This window comes from Comamonas sp. 14P8.1.4, assembly GCF_057799285.1.
Genome location: NZ_JBYOKN010000001.1, coordinates 365,073 through 383,655, shown reverse-complemented (window position 1 = coordinate 383,655; position 18,583 = coordinate 365,073). Strand labels below are relative to the sequence as shown.

Below are 18,583 nucleotides of genomic sequence, written 5' to 3'. Positions count from 1 at the left end.
AGGGTTTGCATCTGCCAGCAATGAACATGCCGTTTATCGGGAATATCTTTTTCTTCGCATGTTTATATCGTGAGTCTTCACTCCCAGCGCAATAAGCTCATGCCGCAATATGATTTCGCGCAGAAAACCCTGTTTTGCGTGTAGCGCTTCGCGGACAACGGAATGCCGGACAATCCAGCCTGCAGCTGCCCATTGGCGGTTGCCCTGTTTGTTGAATTCACGCGCCGACCGCGCCTTTGCCGCATGCACGCTACCCGCATCATCGCCATCCGCCATGGCGAAACCTCCTGGAACGTTGACGCCCGCATCCAGGGGCACCTGGACATCCCACTGAACGACATCGGCCTGTGGCAGGCCCAGCGCGTGGGCGCTGCACTGGCAGACGAGTCATTCGATGCCATCTACAGCAGTGATTTGCAGCGCGCGCTGTCGACGGCGCAGGCCATTGGCCAGACCACCGGCTGCACCGTGCAGCCAGACGCAGGCCTGCGCGAGCGCTGCTTTGGCAGCTTTGAAGGCCGTACGTTTCAGGAAATTGAAGCAGAGCAACCTGAGCAGGCCATGCGCTGGCGCAAGCGCGACCCGGACTTTGTGCCCGATGACGGCGGCGAGTCCTTGCAGATGCTGCGCGGCCGTATCCAGCACACGGTTGACCGTCTGGCGGCACCCCACACGGGTGGCCAGATTGCCCTGGTGGCCCACGGCGGCGTGATGGACATCCTCTACCGCCTGGCCACCCGCCAGGACCTGCAAGCGCCACGTTCCTGGGAGCTGGGCAACGCAGCCATCAATCGCCTGCTGTGGACACCTGAGGGACTGACACTGGTGGGCTGGGGCGACGTGGCACACCTGCACAACCACACCCGCGATGAGTTTGCGAGCTGAGCGCTGCCAACGGGCTGCGGCTATTTATCAGCCCACAGCGCCCCATCCGCCGCCAGCGTCTCCCCTTTTTTCTCCACGATCAGGCCATAGCACTCGGGGTGGCGGTGCAAGTCAAAGTTGAAGGTGGTGCGCTTGTACACGGCGCAAAAGTCCAGGTCTGCGCGGCCCAGCGCCACTTCGTCATCCTTGGTGATGCAGCGGGCCACCACCTCACCGCTGGGGGCCACCATCAGGCTGCCGGCAATGCTGTCCACGCCCTCTTCCAGACCGCCCTTGGCCACGCTCACGACCCAGCAACCGTTTTGGTAGGCCCCGGCCTGCACGGACAGCTGGTTGTGGAACAGCGACAAATCATCGTGCTGTGGCGCGGGGGCGTTGTGGACCGGGGTGTTGTAGCCGATGAAGATCATCTCCGCGCCCTGCAGTGCCATCACGCGGTAGCTCTCGGCCCAGCGACGGTCGTTGCACAGTGCCATCCCCATGGTGCCGCCAAAGCCTTCGTACACGCCAAAATTTTTGCCGGGCGTGAAGTAGCGTTTTTCCAAATGCTGGAATTTTCGCCAAGGCTCGTGCTCAAAGTGGCCGGGCACATGGATCTTGCGGTACTTGCCAATGATCTTGGCACTCTTGTCCACCAAAATGGCGGTGTTGTACTGCATGAGCTGTCCGTTTTCCTGTGCCAGCTCGGCATAGCCCAGATAAAAGCCGATCCCCAGCTCGCGTGCCAGATCAAACAGCGGCATGGTGTCCTGACTGGGCATTTCGCGCTCGTAGTAGCTGTGCAGCTCTGTCTGGTCTTCGATGTACCAGCGGGGGAAGAAGGTGGTCAATGCCAGCTCGGGGTAGACAATCACATCCGCGCCCAAGGCTTTGGCCTCGCGCATCATGGCGCACAGGCGGTGCACCACACTGGCGCGGGAATCGGCTTTTTGGACCGGGCCCAGTTGGCCCAGGGCAACATTCACAATACGGCTCATCACTCTCTCACTTTCGTAGCTTCCAGCGCAGATTGCATAAGCGCTGGAGGCGTTTTTCACTCAATATTTATTCACCCAGGTCGTTCGCGGCCTGCAGCATCACCTGCAGCAAGACGTTGGCCCCTTGCTCCAGCTGAACGGCATCGGTGTGCTCGCGCACGTTGTGCGACAAACCGCCCGCGCTGGGCACAAACACCATGGCCGTAGGGCATACGCGCGCCAGCATTTGTGCGTCGTGCCCAGCACCGCTGGGCATGCGCAGCGTGCTCAAGCCCTGCGCCTGGGCGTGTTGCTGCACGCTATCGACCAGTGCTGCATCGAAGGCCACTGGCGCAAAGTCTGCCAATTGGCGGTGACTGAACTGCACGCCATGCTGGCTACAAAAGCCCTGTGCAAAAGCCAGTACCTCGGCCTGCGCATCGCGCAAACGCTGGCCGTCGGTATTGCGCAAATCCACGGTCATCACCGCCTCATTGGCAATCACATTGATCAGATTGGGCTTGAGCTGCAGCGCCCCCACGGTTCCCAGCTGGCGGCCGCCATAGCGCGCCACGAGGTCGGACACGAAGGTGGCCACGCGCATCGCACACATACCTGCGTCATGGCGCAGTGCCATGGGGGTGGTGCCCGCATGGTTGCTGGTGCCGCCAAAGCGCAGCTCCATCCAGCAAATGCCTTGCACCCCTTCCACAACGCCAATGTCGATCCCCTGCTGCTCCAGCACAGGGCCTTGTTCAATGTGCAGCTCCACAAAACGGTGCACCTGCGGTTGCCCAACAGGGTGGCTGCCGGCATAGCCAATGCGCTGTAACTCTGCCCCCACCGTGGCACCGTTGTCGACCGCGCAGGAGGTCAGTGCGTCAGGCAGCGGCATGCCGCCCACCATGACCAAGCTCCCCATCATGTCGGGCTGAAAGCGCGCGCCTTCTTCATTGGTAAAAAATGCCACTTGCAAAGGCCGCGGGGTGCGCAAGCCTGCATCGCGCAGCACCGCCACCACCTCCAGCCCCGCCATAACACCGTAGTTACCGTCATACAAGCCGCCGGTACGCACCGTGTCGATGTGGCTACCCATCATCACCGGCAGCGCCTGGGCGTCGGTACCGGCATAAGTGGCCACCACGTTACCAATGGCGTCGATCTGCACGTCCATGCCCAGGTCACGCATCTGCTGGACCGTCCAGTCACGCCCGGCCTTGTCGGCATCACTCAAGGCCAAGCGGTTGGTACCGCCGCCTTCCAGTTCACCAAACTGCCCCAAATCTTGCAGACGCTGCAGCAGCCGTGCCCCATCAATGCGCAAGGTGTCCCATGCAGTCATACGCGCTCCTGGGCACGGGCTGCCACTTGCTCTGCCGTCTCGCCCACCAGTTGGGCATACAGCTCGGGGTCGGTGGCGGCTTCAGAGCCAAAAAACAAAATGCGACTGTCTGCCTTCAAGCCCAGCGTTTGCAGGGCTGTCTCACTCTGGCTCGCCGCAATGGCTGCAGCCAGGCCTGCCACCGCAGACTCGCCCGCCACAATGACAGGATCGTTCCCCAGTGGGTGAGCCAGCAAGCGCATGCCTGCCACCGCAGCATCGTCTGGAATCACGCAAAACGCGTCTGTGCCTTTCTCCAAGATTTCCCACGCCAGGTGCGATACCTCACCGCAGGCCAAGCCCGCCATTAGGGTGTCGATATCGCCCGTGACAGCCGTCAGTTGGCCCGCTTTGGCGCTTTGCGTCAGGCAGTCGGCCTTGTCAGGCTCCACCACCACATAGAAAGGACGATCTCCGCCGTCACGTTCCCAGAAATAGCCGCACACCGCAGCAGCCAAGCCGCCCACACCCGCTTGCACAAAGATGTGTGTGGGGCGCTGATCCAGCTGCTGTGCCGCCTCTTCCACCATCAACTGGTAGCCCTGCATCACATCGCGTGGCACGTCCATATACCCGGGGTAAGAGGTGTCCGAGATCACAAAACGGCCATGCTGCTGGGCATCCAGATCGGCCTGTCGCACCGCATCGTCGTAGTTGCCTGCGGTGCGCACCACTTGAGCGCCGTAGTGCGCAATGGCTGCTTTGCGGCCTTCGCTGACCGTCGCGTGGATATAGATCACGCAGCGGCAACCAAACAGCTGCGCGCCCCAAGCCACCGAGCGACCATGATTACCGTCGGTGGCGCAGGTGACGGTGATGTCCGCGCACAGTGCACGCAGCTCTGCGGTCAGCAAATCTTGCGTGGTCAGCGTGCGCGCCAACTTGGCACCCAGCACGCGGCACAGCAAACGCGCCACCGCATACGCACCACCCAGCGCCTTAAAGCTACCCAGACCAAAGCGCCCGCCTTCATCTTTGTAATGCACGCTGGCCACACCCAAAGCCTGTGCCAACGCGGGCAGGCTGTGCAACGGCGTGCGGGCATAGCCCTGCCACTGCGACAGTTCGCGCTGCGCCAAGGCCAGGGCATCGGCGCCCAAAATTTCGCTGCGGCGCGCACCGTAGGGCGTCATGCGATTGGCCGCCGGATTGGCCAGGCATTCGAGCGCCAGAGAAGGGAGTGCAGCACTGTGCATACAAAAATCTTTCAAGTTCAAACAGTTCATCGATATGCCGCTGCCGTTTACAGCTGCGGCTCCAAGTCATTCAGCGCCACATGCAGCCCCTCAATCCGTGACAGGCGCTGCTGTGTACCGGACCGCAGTTGCTGCGCCAGTGTGGCCGCCAGAAAATTCACCAGACTCACCCCGCAGACATAAGAGTCAAACAGGCCTTGTGGGCTGCTGGCACCGCAGCGCAGCACCACTTGTGCTTGCATGGCCAGCGCAGATACCGGTGCATCCGTCAGCACCATGGTTTGTGCGCCGGCACTGCGCGCTGCGGCCAGCACATGCGGCAGCCGCGCGCTGCGGCGGCGAAAGTCCACCGCCAGCACGACATCCTTGTCGCTGGCACATGCCAGCAAATCCGCCTCACGCCCCGCGCCATCGTTGAGGCTGAAAACCTCAGGGCGCACCTGCGCCAGCAAAGACTGGGCATAGAACGCCGTCACATGGCTATGCCGATAGCCCACCACCCACACCTTGCGTGCCTTGCGCAGCAAGAGCAGTGCAGCTTCGAGCTGTGCCTCCGGCACGGCCTGCCGCCATGCATCCAAGCGCTGGGCATCGGTGTGCAAATGCGCCTGAAACTGCTGCCCCACGCTGTCTTTGCTGCGCTTGCCCTCCATGCGTGCCAAAGGTGACTGCTGCACCTGTGATTGGCGCAAGGCATGGCGAAACTCTTCATAGCCGGCATACCCCAAGCTGCGAAAAAAACGGGCAGCACTGGATTTGGAGGTTCCCGCCAACCCAGCCAGCTCGGTGGCCGAATAACCCAGCAATTCGCGTTGGCGCGCCAGCACCACATCGGCCAACTTGCGCTCTGCTTCGGACAGGCCCTCATAGCCATGGCGTATGCGCGCCTCCAAGGTTGTGACTGGGGTTGAGTGGGTCATAAACAGGCCGTGTGTCTCCAATTTGGGGATGGCGCACCAGCATGGGGACGGAATGCACCACTTCATGAAACACAAGTGCCAAATTCATGAAACATTGGCACTTGTGTTTCATGTTGATGGCTTTGCTTGCAAATCCAATGCCTGTTTGCACCTTCTTGCACGCCGCACTTTTTCCAAGAACCGCACGAACAGCGTCTCCCCCTCTGCAGCACACCCGAAAAAACATACCGCATGTGCGGCGTGAAACCCATCTGCGCTGCCTAGAAACGCCTGTTTCACAACTTGGCACGGTCTGTGCTGATACCGGGTACTCGTTCAATTTTTTGCACCACGGAGTACCCACCATGTCCCTGAGCCGTCGCACCCTTTCCGCCAGCGCTTTGGCTGTTGTTGCCCTGTCCATCTCCTGCGGCGTGTTTGCGCAAGAAGACACCTCCCTGAAAAACGTGATGGCCAAGAAATCCATTGCAATGGGCATCCCAACGGACTACCCACCGTACGGTTTCATGGGGCCTGACTTCAAGCCCACCGGCGTGGATGTGGCGGTGGCGCAGTTGATTGCCGACAAGCTGGGTGTGAAGGCCGAGTTCGTGCCGGTCAGCACCCCCAACCGCATTCCTTACCTGCAGTCCAAGAAGATTGATTTGATCGTCTCGGCCCTGGGCAAAAACGAAGAGCGCGCCAAGGTGATCGATTTCACCGTGTCGTATGCCCCCTTCTTTCAGGCCGTCTTCGGCCCCAAGAACGTGGTCATCAAAAGCTTTGATGACCTGGCCGACAAAACGCTGGCTGTGACACGCGGCACCATCCAGGACGATGCCCTGCAAGGGCTGGCCCCCAAGAGCCTGAAGATCCAGCGCTTTGAAGATGACAACGCCACCATCGCCGCCTTCATGTCTCAGCAAACTCAGTTTGTGGCGGTAGGTGCAGCCGTGGCCGCTGCTGCCTTGCAAAAGAACCCCAAGGTGCAGGCTGAGTACAAGCTGCTGATCAAGGACTCACCCAACTACATTGGTGTGCGCAAGGGCGAGACTGCGCTACTGACCAAGGTCAACGAGATTTTGCGCACCGCCAAGACCGATGGAACCATCGAAGGCTACTCTCAGAAATGGCTGGGTCGCAGCATGGGCAACCTGCCTGACTAAGACGTGATGGTGCAGCCCGTACTCAACGGGCTCCACCACCTGGCGGCGGCGCTCATGCCGCCTGCGTTCTCCGGATTTTGCTTGCGCAAGGGCTGCCCATGAGCATGGATTTTTTACCTGTTTTAGCCAACTACCCCATGCTACTCAAGGGGTTGATGCTCACCATTTTTCTCACCGGCGTTGCCGTTCCTTTGGGCATGCTGCTGGGCATTGCCTGCGCCTGGATGCGCTTGAACGCCGGACTGGCCGTGCGCACCGCAGTGGCCACCTACGTGGAAATTTTCCGCAACACGCCTTTCATCATCCAGCTGTTTTTCCTGTTCTTTGGCCTGCCGGGTCTGGCGGTGCGGTTGTCGCCCGAGACGGCCAGCATTGTGGCCATGACACTCAATCTGGGTGCCTATGCCTGCGAGCAAATTCGCGCTGGCATTGAAGGCACACCACGCGGCCAGCTGGAAGCCGCACAGTGCCTGGCGCTGAGCCCCTGGCAAACCTTCACCCGCGTGGTGCTGCCCCCATCGCTGGGCCGTGTCTGGCCTGCGCTGACAGGGCAGATCATCATCGTCATGCTCGGCTCAGCCGTATGCAGCCAGATCTCGACCGAAGAAATTTCATACGCAGCCAACCTGATCTCCAGCCGCACGTTCCGCAGTTTTGAAAGCTACATCGTGGTGGCGCTCAGCTACTTGCTGCTGGCCATTGCGCTGCGCCAGTTCTTGAACTGGATCGGCCCCCGCTTCATCTTTGGCCGCCGCAGCGCCTGACCCCGGAGACACACCATGGTTGAATTTACTTTCTGGGACATTGCCTACCAACTGCTGCTGGCCTTGCGCTGGACCGTGGCACTGTCGGTCATTGCCTTTGTGCTGGGCGGCTTGCTGGGCATGGCGCTGCTGGTGCTGCGGCTGTCCAAGCTACCGGGCAGCACCCACCTGGTGGCAGCCTATGTGCAAATCTTCCAAGGCACGCCGCTGCTGATGCAGATTTTTCTGACCTACTTTGGCCTGGCGCTGGTGGGCATCGACACCTCGCCCATGGTGGCTGCCTGCGTGTGTTTGACGCTGTACTCCGCCGCCTACCTGTGCGACATCTGGCGCGGTTGCGTGGAAGCCGTCCCCAAAGGGCAGTGGGAAGCCTCTGCCTGCCTGGCCATGGGCTTTGGCGAGCAACTGCGCCACGTCATCTTGCCCCAGGCACTGCGCGTGGGCATCGCCCCCACTGCCGGCTTCATGGTGCAAATCATCAAGGGCACAGCGCTGGCCAGCGTGATTGGCTTCATTGAAATCACCAAGGCTGGGCAGCTGATTGCCAATGCCACGTTCGAGCCTTTCCTGGTCTACGGCTGCGTGGCTGCGCTGTACTTTGTCCTGTGCTTTCCACTGTCACTGTGGAGCCAGCGTTTGGAAAAACGCATGCGCCCCAACCGTTAACCCGCATTCATCCGAGACGCGCTTATGACTACCCTTGTTTCCCCCTCCCCCGCTGCTGTCATGCCCTTGGTCGATATTCGCGGCCTGCGCAAACGCTATGGCAGCAACGAAGTGCTCAAGGGTGTGGACTTGCACATTGACCGTGGCGAAGTGGTGTCCATCATCGGCAAAAGTGGCTCTGGCAAAAGCACGCTGCTGCGTTGCATCAACGGGCTGGAGCAGTTTCAGGAAGGTCAGCTGACCGTGCACGGCCAGTCTTTGCAGGCGGACAACCCGCAAGCCATGCGTGAGTTACGCAAGAACGTGGGCATGATTTTTCAGAACTTCAACCTGTTCCCGCACCTGAGCGTGGGCAAAAACGTGATGCTGGCCCCTTCGCTGGTGATACGCCAGCCCAAAGACATCGCGCGCGCCAATGCCCAGCGTCTGCTAGCCCGCGTGGGCTTGGCGGAAAAATTTGACGCTATGCCCGATCAACTCTCTGGCGGCCAGCAGCAGCGCGTGGCGATTGCCCGAGCCCTTGCGATCGACCCTGAAATTTTGCTGTGCGACGAAGTCACTTCGGCCCTGGACCCCGAGCTGGTTGGCGAAGTGCTGAGCGTGGTGGAAAGCCTGGCCGAGCAAGGCATGACGCTGATCATGGTGACCCACGAGATGAACTTTGCGCGCAAGGTCAGCGACAAGGTGGTCTTTATGCACCAAGGCAAGGTGCACGAAGTGGGTGCGCCGCAGGCACTCTTTGGCAACCCGCAAACGCCCGAGCTGCGTCAGTTCCTCGGTCTTTCCGCGCACTAAGGCGGCAGCCATTTATCAAAAAAGAGCTGCTTGCGCATGTTTTGCATGGTTTTCAGGCACTTATGCCATCACAACCCAGCAAATACACAGGCAAGCAGCTCCTTTTTTTTAAACAACCTTTTAAGCAGCGCGTGCGTAAGTCGCGGTGAACGATGCCGTGGCCAGGGTGTTGGCACGGATCATGAAACCGCCCACGGCAGTGGTCGCATCGGCCGGAATGTCCAGCGTATCGGCCGACAGGGCATGCACGGTAAAGATGTAGCGGTGCGGCTTGTCACCAGGTGGGGGGCACATGCCACCCCAGGCGTAAATGCCATAGTCGTTGCGCATCTGGCGGGCACCGGCGGGCAAGCTGGCTCCGCTTTTGTCGCCGGCATTGGCTGACAGCGACTGCACCTGCGCGGGAATGTTGATCACCATCCAGTGCCACCAGCCCGAGCCCGTGGGTGCATCGGGGTCATACACCGTCACGGCAAAGCTCTTCGTGCCAGCCGGTGCGCCGTGCCACTGCAGCACGGGCGACTGGTTGGCGCCGCCGCAGCCAAACATATCGGACTCAAAAATCGGTGCGATGGCTGCGTCGGCCGCAATATCGGGGCTGCTCAGGGTGAAGGCGGTCATGGTTCAAGTCTCCTCAGTTGGCAATCTGCGCAGTATGCCCATACTGAAGTACGCGGGGCACTTCGACCATGTGGAGCAGCCACTTTGTTACCCTGACAGGATTGCGTGCTGAACGTACTCCCACCCCATCACTATGCCTTCACCCACTCCCCTCACGGCCTATCTGGACACCCTGGTCGGCCAGTCCGTGGCGGACATTGACACCCCGGCGCTGGTCGTTGACCTTGATGCCATGGAACGCAACATCACCCGCATGGCGCAGTTTGCGCAGCAGCACGGGGTGCGCTGGCGCCCGCACGCCAAGCTGCACAAAAGCGTGCAAATTGCCCAATGGCTGGAGCGTGCTGGCGCACAGGGCCACTGCGTGCAAAAACTCGCTGAAGCGCAAGCGCTGGCCGCTGGCGGCATTCGCAACCTCTACATCAGCAACCAGATTGTTGCGCACGCCAAACTGGCTGGCGTGGCCGAGCTGGCCTTGCAGCTGCAAGCCCAGGGCGGGCGACTGGCGATGGCGGTGGACCACGCCGAAGGCATTGCGCGCCTGGCACAGGCCATGCAGCAGCACCACGCAGGCCAAGCCGCCATCGATGTGCTGGTGGAAATCAATGTGGGGCAAAACCGCTGTGGCGTAGCGCCAGGCCCCGCCGCCGTGGCGCTGGCGCAGGCCATTCTGGCCCAGCCCACACTGCGCTTTGCGGGGCTGCAGGCCTACCACGGCGGTGCACAACACCTGCGCACACCTGCCGAACGCCACGCCACCATCCAGCAGGTGCTGCAACATGTGCAAACCACACAGGCCGCGTTTGACCAGGCTGGCATTGCCATTCCACTGGTGACGGGTGCAGGCACCGGCACCTTTGTGCACGAAGCGCGCAGCGGCATCTATGGCGAGCTGCAATCGGGCTCCTTCATGTTCATGGATGCCGACTACGCCGCCAACACCCTGGCGCCGGACCAGCCTGTGTTCGAACATGCCTTGCTGGTGAAAACACAGGTCATGTCGCTCAGCCCTGCGCATGCCGTGTGCGATGCGGGCCACAAGACCTATGCCATTGATTGCGGCATGCCCACTGTGTACGGCCTGCCTGCAGCCCATGCCCTGCAGGTGGGCAACGGGGGCGATGAACACGGCTTGCTGCACCCCGACGCTGCGGCTGGTAATACCGAGGGCTGGCTGCCAGCATGGGGCGATACGCTGTGGCTCGTGCCCGGGCACTGCGACCCCACCATCAACCTGCACAGCCACATGATCGGCGTGCGCGGCAGCCTGGACACGGGCACGGTGGAATGCATCATCACCATCGACGCCCGCGGCGCACTGCGCTAAGTCCCAGTCGGCCATAAAAAAAGAGCTGTCTTGAAGACAGCTCTTTTCGTTGGATCTATTTATTTATATAGCTTCCAGCGCTTGTACAGCAAGCGTTAGCCGCCTATTTCGCTTACAACTCGCCGTAGCTGTGCAAGCCGGACAGGAACATGTTCACGCCCAGGAAAGCAAACGTGGTGATGGCCAGGCCCACCAGGGCCCACCAGGCGGAGACCGTGCCGCGCAGGCCCTTCATCAAACGCATGTGCAGCCAGGCCGCGTAGTTCAGCCACACGATCAGTGCCCAGGTTTCTTTAGGGTCCCAGCTCCAGTAACCACCCCAGGCCTCAGCCGCCCACAGCGCACCCAGAACGGTCGCGATCGTGAAGAAGGCAAAGCCGACGGCAATGGCTTTGTACATCACGTCGTCCAGGATTTCGAAGTCAGGCAAACGTGCGGCAATGCGCTTGCGGCCCGCCAGAATGGCGGCCACGATCACGGCAGAAATACCGAAGTACACAATCCAGTAGCTGCTACCCGTGGCCGTGCTTTGGCGGAATGCCAAAGGCTCAAAGCACAGCGCCACGCCCAGCACCCACAAGGGGGCCAGCTTGTACCACTTGGTTTCTTGCGCCTGCTGCTTGATCAGGTAGGCAAACGCCACCATGGCCGACAAAGCAAACGTGCCGTAGCCAATGAAGTTGGCCGGAACGTGCACCTTCATCCACCAGCTTTGCAACGCAGGCACCAGGGGCTGGATGGCATGTGCCTCACGCACCACGGTGTACCAGAGCAAAAAGCCCACGGCCGCGCTGACGACCAGCATCACAAAACCGCCCAAGGCGCGGGTCTTGTACTGCGCTTCGTAGTACAGATAAAACAGCGACGTCATCCAGATGAACATGACGAACACTTCGTACAGATTGCTGACCGGAATGTGACCAATATCAGGTCCCAGCAGGTAGCTCTCGAACCAGCGCACCATGGTGCCCACCAGCGCCAGCGTGATGGCCACCCAGGTGATGCGGCTGCCTAGGGTGGCAAAGGTGTCGCGCTCGCCTTTGGCAAACAGGCCGATCCAGTAAAAAATGGTGGCCATGAAGCACAGCACGCTCATCCACAGAATGGCGGACTGGCTGGACAAGAAATACTTCAGGCCAAACACTGTCTCCGAGCGATCAATGTGCGCCACACCATCGGCGCCTTGATACAGCCAGATGGCCAGCAGCGACAAGGCCGCCACCACCAGCATCAGCTTGGCCAGTGGACGCCAGAACCAGCCCAGGGCAATCATGGCGGGGATGGCGCCGATCAGAATGCCTTTTTCATAGACATCCATGGCATGTTGGTACTGGCTCCAGGCAAACAGGCCGCCAACCAGCAAAAGCGCGGCAAACAGCCAGTCAAACCAGTTGCGGCGTGCGAAGTAGCCTTCATTCAGGGTGATGGTGGAAGTAGTCGTGCTACTCATACAGAACGCTCCGTGGGGGACTGTTCAGCAGTCGGTGCTGCCAACAGTTTTTCCTTCAAATTATCAAATTCGCGGTCAGTGTCCATGATCTTGCGATTCGATGACAGCGCCATGGTTGCTTTGGCAGCGCCCGCTTCGGGAACCACCCAGACCCACAGGCGGCGGTCACGCACATACAACATGGCGAAAACGCCGATGATCAGGAACAAACAGCCCAGATACACGATGTTCTTGCCAGGGGCGCGGGCCACCTGAAACACGCTGGCTTGCACCTGCGTGAAGTCGTCCATCATGAAGGCCATGGGTGCGGGGTAGAACTGCGCATCGCTGAGCGCAAACACCGACTGGGTCATGAAGGCCAGGGTTTGTTCACCAGATTCCAGTGGCTTAAGTCCTGCTTTCTCCCGGCTCAGCTGTGCCAGATCGAACAGCACCCCGTTCAAGATGCGAATCAGGACTTCACTGGCGCGCTCACGTTCGGCTTCCGGCACATTGGCTTCGATGAACTGGCTGATCGCCTGCAAACCGCCATCGGGCTTGCCTGCTGTGCTGCCAGAGCCGGCAAACAGGCTCACGGCGCGCAGTGCAGATTGCGCCAGGGCATCGCGCAGGTCTGCGCGATCAGTAGGCACCACTTGCTGGGCATAGCGGCGCACTGCCTCTTCACGCAGCGCAGGGGTCATCAGCGCAGCGCGCAGGCGCATGAACCCTTGCATGCTGCCTTGTTCGTCAGCGGGCATGCGCAGATAGCGGAAAGCTTCCGAGGCGTTTTCGCGCACACCCAGCAGGAACATGGACACACCGTCGCCAAAATCGACCGGGCTCATGTAGTTCTGGTATTCACGTGCCTGGCCCGATGCATCGCGCAGCTTGTAGCCAATGCTGGGGCCGATGTTGCGCAAATCCTTGTTCGTCGAGGTTTTGTGTCCACCACCCAGGCGAGATTCGATCGAGCTGCGCAGATCCACCTTGCGCACATCCACGGCCGTATTGGCTTTGGGGTTGCTGAAGTTTTCCACGTTGATGGTGCGCAGTTCCGTGAACTCTAGCGTCACCCCGTCTTCAGGCTTGGTCGAGCCGCCGCGCAGCAATTGGGTGGAACCGCCAATATGGCCTTCCACCTCAAACGATTCCCCACCCGCGCTGAATGGCACGGCATGCAGCTTCACGCGCGAGCCGCCATCGTCAAAGCTGGACTGGTAAATCTCCACACCTTTGTAGCTGGCCGGGTGATTCACCTGAATGCGCTTTTCAATCTGCTCGCCCGTCTCGGCGTCGTGAATCACCACATCGCTGGCAAACAGCTTGGGCATACCCGTGTCGTAGTACTCGACGATAAATTTCTTGAGTTCCACCGAGAAAGGCAAAGGCTGCAGCAACACCCCATCGGATTGATTCAGGATGGCTGTGCCCGCCTGGGTACCCTCAGCCACCATCAGGTTGCCGCGGAACGTCGGGTTGTGGCGTGACAGGCGGTGCTGCTCAGGCACATCCGAAATACGACCGGCACCGGTATAGGGCGTTTTGCCGCCCAGCCACATCTGGGCCCGCACGACCAGATCGCCGTCAAACAAACCGCCAATACAAATCAGCACGATGGCCGCGTGTGCCGCGATATAGCCCAGCTTGTGCACAGCACCCGCCTTGGCCGCCAGCATGTAGGACTTGCCGGCTGGCGTATCGCGCTCCTGTAACTTCACCTTCCAGCCACTGCGCGTCAGGATGCCACCGATGCGCTGTGCGGCAGCCTGTGGCGCTTCACCCAGCGCCGACTCGGCCTTGTGATGGAAGGCCTGCAGACTTTGCGCCCGGATGTTCTCTTTGTAGTTGCGCAGATCAGCCAAATACTTGGGCGTATGGCGCAGCAAGCACAACGTGGTGCTCACCACCAAAAACGCCAAGATCAGCAAAAACCACCATGCGCTGTACACGGCATTGAGCTTGAGGGCCAGAAACAGCTCCGCCCAGAACGGACCAAACTGGTTCACGTAGTTGGCCGAAGGCTCATGTTGCTTGAGCACGGTGCCAATCACCGAAGCAATACAAATGATGGACAGCAGCGAAATCGCAAAGCGCATGGAAGCCAGCAACTCCAGCAACGCACGCATGCGTTGCGGGCGCTCGAATTCAGCGGGCTGACCGGAAGAAGAATCAGACATGGAAAGAGACACAGGGCCCGAAAGTAAAAAGGCGGGGCCATCGCTTCATGATGGTCCCGCCTTTGTTGGGGTTTGTTATGGGCGGCAAGTTCCCACTGGGCAGCGAAAACTTGATTTAGCGCAAGCCGGCGATGTAATCTGCCACGGCTTTGATCTCGCGGTCGTTCAGCTTGGCGGCCACATCCTTCATTTGCGGATTGTTGGCGCGCGAGCCGTCACGGAAGGCGTTCAGCTGCTTGACAGTGTAATCTGCATGCTGTCCCGACAGGCGGGGGTACTGTGCAGGAATACCAGCGCCATTAGGGCTATGACAGCTGGCGCATGCAGCAATCTTGCGATCTGGCACCCCACCGCGATAGATGCGTTCGCCCAACACCACCAAATCCTTGTCGGTGGCAAAACCGCTCTTGGCAGGCTGCTTGGCCAACCAGGCGGTGATGTTGCGCATCTCTTCATCCGACAGCATCGTGGCGAAACCCTTCATGACGGGATCGGCGCGCTTGTCGTCCTTGAAATCATGCAGCTGCTTGAGCAAATACTCTGGATGCTGATGTGCCAATTTAGGATTGACGACAATAGTCGAATTGCCATCAGCACCGTGACAAGCTGCGCAAACAGCTTCGAAACTGGCTTGACCCTTAACCAGGTCAGGCTTGGCAGGAGTATCGCCCGCCGCAAAGGCCGGGAGAGCGGGTGCTGCCAGTGCGGCAGCCGTCAGCAAAGAGGCGAGCAACTTCATATTGTGGGTCTGGTTATGTGCGCGAAACCGCCAGATTCTACAATGACGCCCTAACGCTTAATACCCCCCATGACGACCAACTCCTCCGCATTTGCTTCGGGTCAAACTTCTGACCAAATTGATCCCAAGCTCGCCATGGGCTGGATGCACACGGCGCGCTTTTTGACAACTGCCGCTCAGCTGCATCATCTGCCCAAGGTAGACGTGCCTGAAATCGCGTTCGTCGGACGCTCCAACGCAGGCAAATCCACGTCCATCAACACGCTGACGCAGCAAAAACAACTGGCTTTTGCATCCAAAAAACCAGGCCGCACCCAGCACATCAACTTGTTCTCCCTGGGTAAACAGGGGGTCACCGATGCCGTGCTGGCCGACTTGCCAGGCTATGGCTATGCCGCAGTATCGCGCTCGGACAAAGAGCGCTGGCAGCGTGTGATGCTCAACTACCTCATGCAGCGCGAAAGCCTGAGCGCCGTCGTGCTGCTGTGCGACCCCCGCCTGGGCCTGACCGAGCTGGATGAAGCCCTGCTGGATGCCATTCGTCCCCGTGTAGAAAACGGTCTGAAGTTTTTGATCCTGCTGACCAAGGCCGACAAGCTGACGCGCGCAGAGCAAGCCAAGATTTTGTCGATCACCAAGCTCAATGCCGGCGGCGGCGAAGTGCGCATGTTCTCTGCACTGAAGAAGCAAGGTGTGGACGAAGTGGCCCAGCTGCTGTGGCACTGGAGCCACCCCGCCGGCATCAACACAGGGAAAACAGAGCCCTCTGACGTCACCCCTGCGACCCCTGCCAGCGACGCACCTGCACAAGATTGAACGCACAGGCACCGTGCAGGTGCTGCTTTGCGGGAGATCGAAATGGTTCACACAGGCACCCTCACTTTGCCGCACGGCATCACCTTGCACTGCCACAGCAGTGGTCACCCAGACCAGCCTTTGCTGGTCTTTTTACATGGTTTTCCCGAGGGCGCATTCATCTGGGATGCCCTGCTGATCCAGCTTGGCCAAGATTTCTACTGCGTAGCACCCAATTTGCGTGGCTACGGCGCCTCCAGCCAACCCACGGCCATCCAAGACTATCGGCCCAAAGCACTGGTGCAAGACCTAGCCGCGCTGATCGAGGCACTCACCCCCGGTCGCCCCGCTGCCTGCGTGGTGGCCCATGACTGGGGTGGTGCGCTGGCCTGGAATCTGGCCAACCAGCACCCGCGTTTGCTGCAACGGCTGCTCATCCTCAACGCACCGCACCCCGGCAGTTTTGCGCGAGAGCTGCAGCACAACCCAGCCCAGCAAGCCGCCAGCCAGTACATGCACTACCTGCGCCGCCCAGATGCCACCGCGCAGCTGCTGACCGATGACGGCGCCAAGCTGTTCACCTTCTTTCAGACCAACGACGGACAGTGGCCCCGCTGGCTGACCCCTGCTTTGCGCAGCCAGTATCAGGCCCACTGGCGGATGGGGCTGCACGGACCCTGTGCTTACTACGCGGCCAGCCCCTTGGTACCGCCGCGTGGCGACGACCAGCACATTCACAGCTTGCAGCTGCCGGACGCCATGCTGCGCATTCACGTGCCCACACACATTCTCTGGGGCGACCAGGATGTGGCTTTGCGGCCTGAGCTGCTCAACGGCCTGGAGGCCTGGATTCCTGATCTACACATCCAGCACCTGCCCGATGCCAGCCACTGGCTGGTGCACGAAGCTCCCCAGCAGGTGCTGGCCACGCTACAGAACATATTGAGCACCCCTCCAGCCGCATAAAAAAATAGCTACCTGCGCAGGTAGCTATTGGATTGAAGGCCAATTCGGCTTATTTTTTGGTATAGAGCGATGCCTGCCCATCCGGACGGGTTTTGAAGCGTTTGTGCACCCAGTAGTACTGCGGGATCATGGTGCGAATAGCGGCTTCCAGCTCACGATTCATGCGCGCGGTATCTGCGATGTGGTCATCCGTCGGAAAGTTCTCCCACGCGGGCGTCATTTCTGCCACATAGCCATCGGGCGTCATGCGGTTGTACAGCCCCACCACCTTGGCCTTGCCCAGGCGCGCAAAGCGTGACAGCGAGGGAATGGTCGCCGTCTCAGGCACCTGAAAGAATGGCACAAACACCGAGTCGTTCTTGCCATAGTCCATATCAGGCAGCAAATACAGCAACCCCCCTTTGCGCAGCACCGAGATGATGGGTTTGACACCATCGGCACGGTTGAGCATGCGCACATTGCCAAAGCGCTGGCGACCGGTCATGAACCAGGCATCCAGCACCGGGTCGGGGTTGGTCGCAAAGATGGAGGTGAATTCACGCTCCGTATTCAGCGGCAGGGCCAAGCCCCCCGCATCCATGCTGTAGAAGTGCGGCGCAAAGACGATGGTGGGGGCATCACCCTCCAGCTCATGCACCGCCCCCGTCAGCTGGACACGGCTGCGCACCAAGGCTTCAGAGCCAAACCACAGCCAGCTGCGGTCCAAAAAGGTCTGGCAAAACACCACCATGCTTTCCTTGGCCAGGGCTTTGCGCGCGGCCTCGGTCTTTTCGGGAAAGCACAGCGCCAGATTGCGCAGCGCGATCTTGCGGCGTGGCGCAGCCGCGACATACAGCACATTCCCAATGGCACGCCCCAGCCCCCGCAGCACCGGCAGCGGCAGCTTGGCCAGCCCATGCATGCAGGCCACACCGAACTTGCTCCAGCTCATGCGGCACCACCTTCCGTGCCGGCGGGTGCCTCGTGGCGAGGCTGTTTGTAACGGCCATAGCCCCACAGGTATTGCGTGGGGCACTGGCGAATCGTATGTTCCATGGCTTGGTTCAACTGCACCACCGCATCATCCAGTTGGTCGGACAACTGCATCGGCAATGCTTCAAAAAAGAGTTCATAACCGCGCCCCGCAGGCAGGCGCTGGCAGCGGGCCAGGATCACTGTCGCCCCTGTCTGCAGCGCCAGACGGGCGGCCAAGGTCATGGTGTAGGCATCTTTGCCAAAGAAAGGGGCCCACTGGCCTTGCCCATGGGGCGGAACCTGGTCGGGCAGCAGCCCCACCGCCTCGCCCTTGCGCAGCGCCTTGATCATCTGGCGCACACCCGACAGATTGGTGGGCACCGCCTGGATCCCACGGCGGTTGCGTGCGGTCAGCATCATCTCGGCCAACCACGCCTGTTTGGCCGGGCGGTACAAGATGGTGATAGTGCCGTGCTCGGCCGACCACTGTTGGGCAGCGCCCTGCACAGCCAGCTCAAAGCACCCCAGGTGCGGCGTCAGGAACAAGATGCCCTTGCCCTTGGCCCAACCCTGCTCGACCGCCTCCACGCCATGCATGGCCTGCACCGGCGTCTGCGTCAGCCACAGCCGCGGCAGCTCTGCCACCATGCGCCCCGCATGACCGACAGCATCCTTCACCTGCGCAAAGCGATAGCCCGCCTGCGCGCTATTGGCCGCAAAGCGACGGCGGTAGGTTGGAGAAAACGCCCAGGCCAGCCAGCCCAGGCACGCCCCTAAAAGGTGCGTCAAAGGCAAAGGCACTACAGAGAGAAGATGAAAAAGGGTTGGCATTACAATTGGTACGTGTCGCTGAGTTAACAGAGC

The 18,583-nt window shown here is 60.4% G+C and carries 18 protein-coding genes; 8 read left to right on the top strand and 10 right to left on the bottom strand.

What is annotated here, in order from left to right; translation table 11 throughout:
• Nucleotides 1-243 precede the first annotated feature (243 nt).
• Nucleotides 244-885 carry a histidine phosphatase family protein gene (locus AC27VO_RS01775; RefSeq protein WP_488664989.1) on the top strand — a complete coding sequence of 214 codons (642 nt, stop codon included), beginning with the start codon at nucleotides 244-246 and terminating at the stop codon, nucleotides 883-885.
• A gap of 20 nt (nucleotides 886-905) precedes the next feature.
• Here the strand turns inward: AC27VO_RS01775 and AC27VO_RS01770 are convergent, their stop codons facing one another.
• From AC27VO_RS01770 to AC27VO_RS01755, 4 genes are all read right to left on the bottom strand, one after another.
• A complete protein-coding gene (locus tag AC27VO_RS01770) occupies nucleotides 906-1,862 on the bottom strand; it encodes an N-carbamoyl-D-amino-acid hydrolase (RefSeq protein WP_488664988.1) in 957 nt (318 codons plus the stop codon).
• Between the two features lie 67 nt (nucleotides 1,863-1,929).
• On the bottom strand, nucleotides 1,930-3,183 hold the full coding sequence (locus tag AC27VO_RS01765; RefSeq protein WP_488664987.1) for a Zn-dependent hydrolase: 1,254 nt from the start codon (nucleotides 3,181-3,183) through the stop codon (nucleotides 1,930-1,932).
• Nucleotides 3,180-4,418 carry a diaminopropionate ammonia-lyase gene (locus AC27VO_RS01760; RefSeq protein ID WP_488664986.1) on the bottom strand — a complete coding sequence of 413 codons (1,239 nt, stop codon included), beginning with the start codon at nucleotides 4,416-4,418 and terminating at the stop codon, nucleotides 3,180-3,182. Before AC27VO_RS01760 ends, AC27VO_RS01765 begins: the two co-directional genes overlap by 4 nt.
• A gap of 47 nt (nucleotides 4,419-4,465) precedes the next feature.
• On the bottom strand, nucleotides 4,466-5,338 hold the full coding sequence (locus tag AC27VO_RS01755; RefSeq protein WP_488664985.1) for a MurR/RpiR family transcriptional regulator: 873 nt from the start codon (nucleotides 5,336-5,338) through the stop codon (nucleotides 4,466-4,468).
• A gap of 344 nt (nucleotides 5,339-5,682) precedes the next feature.
• On the opposite strand from AC27VO_RS01755, the gene AC27VO_RS01750 reads away from it, so the two are divergent.
• The 4 genes from AC27VO_RS01750 to AC27VO_RS01735 all read left to right on the top strand — a co-directional run bounded on the left by AC27VO_RS01750 (nucleotide 5,683) and on the right by AC27VO_RS01735 (nucleotide 8,708).
• Nucleotides 5,683-6,483, top strand: coding sequence for a transporter substrate-binding domain-containing protein (locus AC27VO_RS01750; RefSeq protein ID WP_488664984.1), 801 nt, complete (start codon nucleotides 5,683-5,685; stop codon nucleotides 6,481-6,483).
• Between the two features lie 98 nt (nucleotides 6,484-6,581).
• On the top strand, nucleotides 6,582-7,247 hold the full coding sequence (locus AC27VO_RS01745; protein WP_488664983.1) for an amino acid ABC transporter permease: 666 nt from the start codon (nucleotides 6,582-6,584) through the stop codon (nucleotides 7,245-7,247).
• A gap of 15 nt (nucleotides 7,248-7,262) precedes the next feature.
• Entirely contained in the window at nucleotides 7,263-7,913 is a 651-nt protein-coding gene (locus tag AC27VO_RS01740; RefSeq protein ID WP_488664982.1) for an amino acid ABC transporter permease, read from the top strand.
• Between the two features lie 24 nt (nucleotides 7,914-7,937).
• Nucleotides 7,938-8,708 carry an amino acid ABC transporter ATP-binding protein gene (locus AC27VO_RS01735; protein WP_488664981.1) on the top strand — a complete coding sequence of 257 codons (771 nt, stop codon included), beginning with the start codon at nucleotides 7,938-7,940 and terminating at the stop codon, nucleotides 8,706-8,708.
• Between the two features lie 120 nt (nucleotides 8,709-8,828).
• Here the strand turns inward: AC27VO_RS01735 and AC27VO_RS01730 are convergent, their stop codons facing one another.
• Nucleotides 8,829-9,329, bottom strand: coding sequence for a YbhB/YbcL family Raf kinase inhibitor-like protein (locus tag AC27VO_RS01730; RefSeq protein WP_488664980.1), 501 nt, complete (start codon nucleotides 9,327-9,329; stop codon nucleotides 8,829-8,831).
• Between the two features lie 133 nt (nucleotides 9,330-9,462).
• On the opposite strand from AC27VO_RS01730, the gene AC27VO_RS01725 reads away from it, so the two are divergent.
• Nucleotides 9,463-10,656: a DSD1 family PLP-dependent enzyme gene (locus AC27VO_RS01725; RefSeq protein WP_488664979.1), complete on the top strand. Its 1,194-nt coding sequence runs from the start codon at nucleotides 9,463-9,465 to the stop codon at nucleotides 10,654-10,656.
• A 112-nt stretch (nucleotides 10,657-10,768) separates the two neighbouring features.
• Here the strand turns inward: AC27VO_RS01725 and ccsB are convergent, their stop codons facing one another.
• From ccsB to AC27VO_RS01710, 3 genes are all read right to left on the bottom strand, one after another.
• Nucleotides 10,769-12,106, bottom strand: coding sequence for a c-type cytochrome biogenesis protein CcsB (ccsB, locus tag AC27VO_RS01720; protein WP_488664978.1), 1,338 nt, complete (start codon nucleotides 12,104-12,106; stop codon nucleotides 10,769-10,771).
• Complete coding sequence (locus AC27VO_RS01715) at nucleotides 12,103-14,265, bottom strand: cytochrome c biogenesis protein ResB (RefSeq protein WP_488664977.1); 2,163 nt, start codon at nucleotides 14,263-14,265, stop codon at nucleotides 12,103-12,105. The genes ccsB and AC27VO_RS01715 overlap by 4 nt, the downstream gene beginning before the upstream one ends.
• Nucleotides 14,266-14,380: 115 nt before the next feature.
• A complete protein-coding gene (locus AC27VO_RS01710) occupies nucleotides 14,381-15,004 on the bottom strand; it encodes a c-type cytochrome (protein ID WP_488664976.1) in 624 nt (207 codons plus the stop codon).
• Nucleotides 15,005-15,073: 69 nt separating this feature from the next.
• On the opposite strand from AC27VO_RS01710, the gene yihA reads away from it, so the two are divergent.
• Nucleotides 15,074-15,820, top strand: coding sequence for a ribosome biogenesis GTP-binding protein YihA/YsxC (yihA, locus tag AC27VO_RS01705; protein ID WP_488664975.1), 747 nt, complete (start codon nucleotides 15,074-15,076; stop codon nucleotides 15,818-15,820).
• Nucleotides 15,821-15,862: 42 nt separating this feature from the next.
• Nucleotides 15,863-16,765: an alpha/beta fold hydrolase gene (locus tag AC27VO_RS01700; RefSeq protein ID WP_488664974.1), complete on the top strand. Its 903-nt coding sequence runs from the start codon at nucleotides 15,863-15,865 to the stop codon at nucleotides 16,763-16,765.
• Between the two features lie 49 nt (nucleotides 16,766-16,814).
• On the opposite strand, the gene AC27VO_RS01695 is transcribed toward AC27VO_RS01700, so the two are convergent.
• Together AC27VO_RS01695 and AC27VO_RS01690 are read right to left on the bottom strand one after the other, a co-directional pair.
• Nucleotides 16,815-17,696: a lysophospholipid acyltransferase family protein gene (locus AC27VO_RS01695; protein ID WP_488664973.1), complete on the bottom strand. Its 882-nt coding sequence runs from the start codon at nucleotides 17,694-17,696 to the stop codon at nucleotides 16,815-16,817.
• Nucleotides 17,693-18,550 (bottom strand): lysophospholipid acyltransferase family protein, encoded by an 858-nt coding sequence (locus AC27VO_RS01690; RefSeq protein WP_488664972.1) that lies wholly within the window; start codon nucleotides 18,548-18,550, stop codon nucleotides 17,693-17,695. Before AC27VO_RS01690 ends, AC27VO_RS01695 begins: the two co-directional genes overlap by 4 nt.
• Between the last annotated feature and the right edge of the window lie 33 nt (nucleotides 18,551-18,583).

What these genes read in the sequence shown, in the direction of transcription:
- AC27VO_RS01775 (WP_488664989.1), top strand. Translation starts at nt 244, where the DNA reads ATGCACGCTACCCGCATCATCGCCATCCGCCATGGCGAAACCTCCTGG.
- AC27VO_RS01770 (WP_488664988.1), bottom strand. Translation starts at nt 1,862, where the DNA reads ATGAGCCGTATTGTGAATGTTGCCCTGGGCCAACTGGGCCCGGTCCAA.
- AC27VO_RS01765 (WP_488664987.1), bottom strand. Translation starts at nt 3,183, where the DNA reads ATGACTGCATGGGACACCTTGCGCATTGATGGGGCACGGCTGCTGCAG.
- AC27VO_RS01760 (WP_488664986.1), bottom strand. Translation starts at nt 4,418, where the DNA reads ATGCACAGTGCTGCACTCCCTTCTCTGGCGCTCGAATGCCTGGCCAAT.
- AC27VO_RS01755 (WP_488664985.1), bottom strand. Translation starts at nt 5,338, where the DNA reads ATGACCCACTCAACCCCAGTCACAACCTTGGAGGCGCGCATACGCCAT.
- AC27VO_RS01750 (WP_488664984.1), top strand. Translation starts at nt 5,683, where the DNA reads ATGTCCCTGAGCCGTCGCACCCTTTCCGCCAGCGCTTTGGCTGTTGTT.
- AC27VO_RS01745 (WP_488664983.1), top strand. Translation starts at nt 6,582, where the DNA reads ATGAGCATGGATTTTTTACCTGTTTTAGCCAACTACCCCATGCTACTC.
- AC27VO_RS01740 (WP_488664982.1), top strand. Translation starts at nt 7,263, where the DNA reads ATGGTTGAATTTACTTTCTGGGACATTGCCTACCAACTGCTGCTGGCC.
- AC27VO_RS01735 (WP_488664981.1), top strand. Translation starts at nt 7,938, where the DNA reads ATGACTACCCTTGTTTCCCCCTCCCCCGCTGCTGTCATGCCCTTGGTC.
- AC27VO_RS01730 (WP_488664980.1), bottom strand. Translation starts at nt 9,329, where the DNA reads ATGACCGCCTTCACCCTGAGCAGCCCCGATATTGCGGCCGACGCAGCC.
- AC27VO_RS01725 (WP_488664979.1), top strand. Translation starts at nt 9,463, where the DNA reads ATGCCTTCACCCACTCCCCTCACGGCCTATCTGGACACCCTGGTCGGC.
- ccsB (WP_488664978.1), bottom strand. Translation starts at nt 12,106, where the DNA reads ATGAGTAGCACGACTACTTCCACCATCACCCTGAATGAAGGCTACTTC.
- AC27VO_RS01715 (WP_488664977.1), bottom strand. Translation starts at nt 14,265, where the DNA reads ATGTCTGATTCTTCTTCCGGTCAGCCCGCTGAATTCGAGCGCCCGCAA.
- AC27VO_RS01710 (WP_488664976.1), bottom strand. Translation starts at nt 15,004, where the DNA reads ATGAAGTTGCTCGCCTCTTTGCTGACGGCTGCCGCACTGGCAGCACCC.
- yihA (WP_488664975.1), top strand. Translation starts at nt 15,074, where the DNA reads ATGACGACCAACTCCTCCGCATTTGCTTCGGGTCAAACTTCTGACCAA.
- AC27VO_RS01700 (WP_488664974.1), top strand. Translation starts at nt 15,863, where the DNA reads ATGGTTCACACAGGCACCCTCACTTTGCCGCACGGCATCACCTTGCAC.
- AC27VO_RS01695 (WP_488664973.1), bottom strand. Translation starts at nt 17,696, where the DNA reads ATGAGCTGGAGCAAGTTCGGTGTGGCCTGCATGCATGGGCTGGCCAAG.
- AC27VO_RS01690 (WP_488664972.1), bottom strand. Translation starts at nt 18,550, where the DNA reads ATGCCAACCCTTTTTCATCTTCTCTCTGTAGTGCCTTTGCCTTTGACG.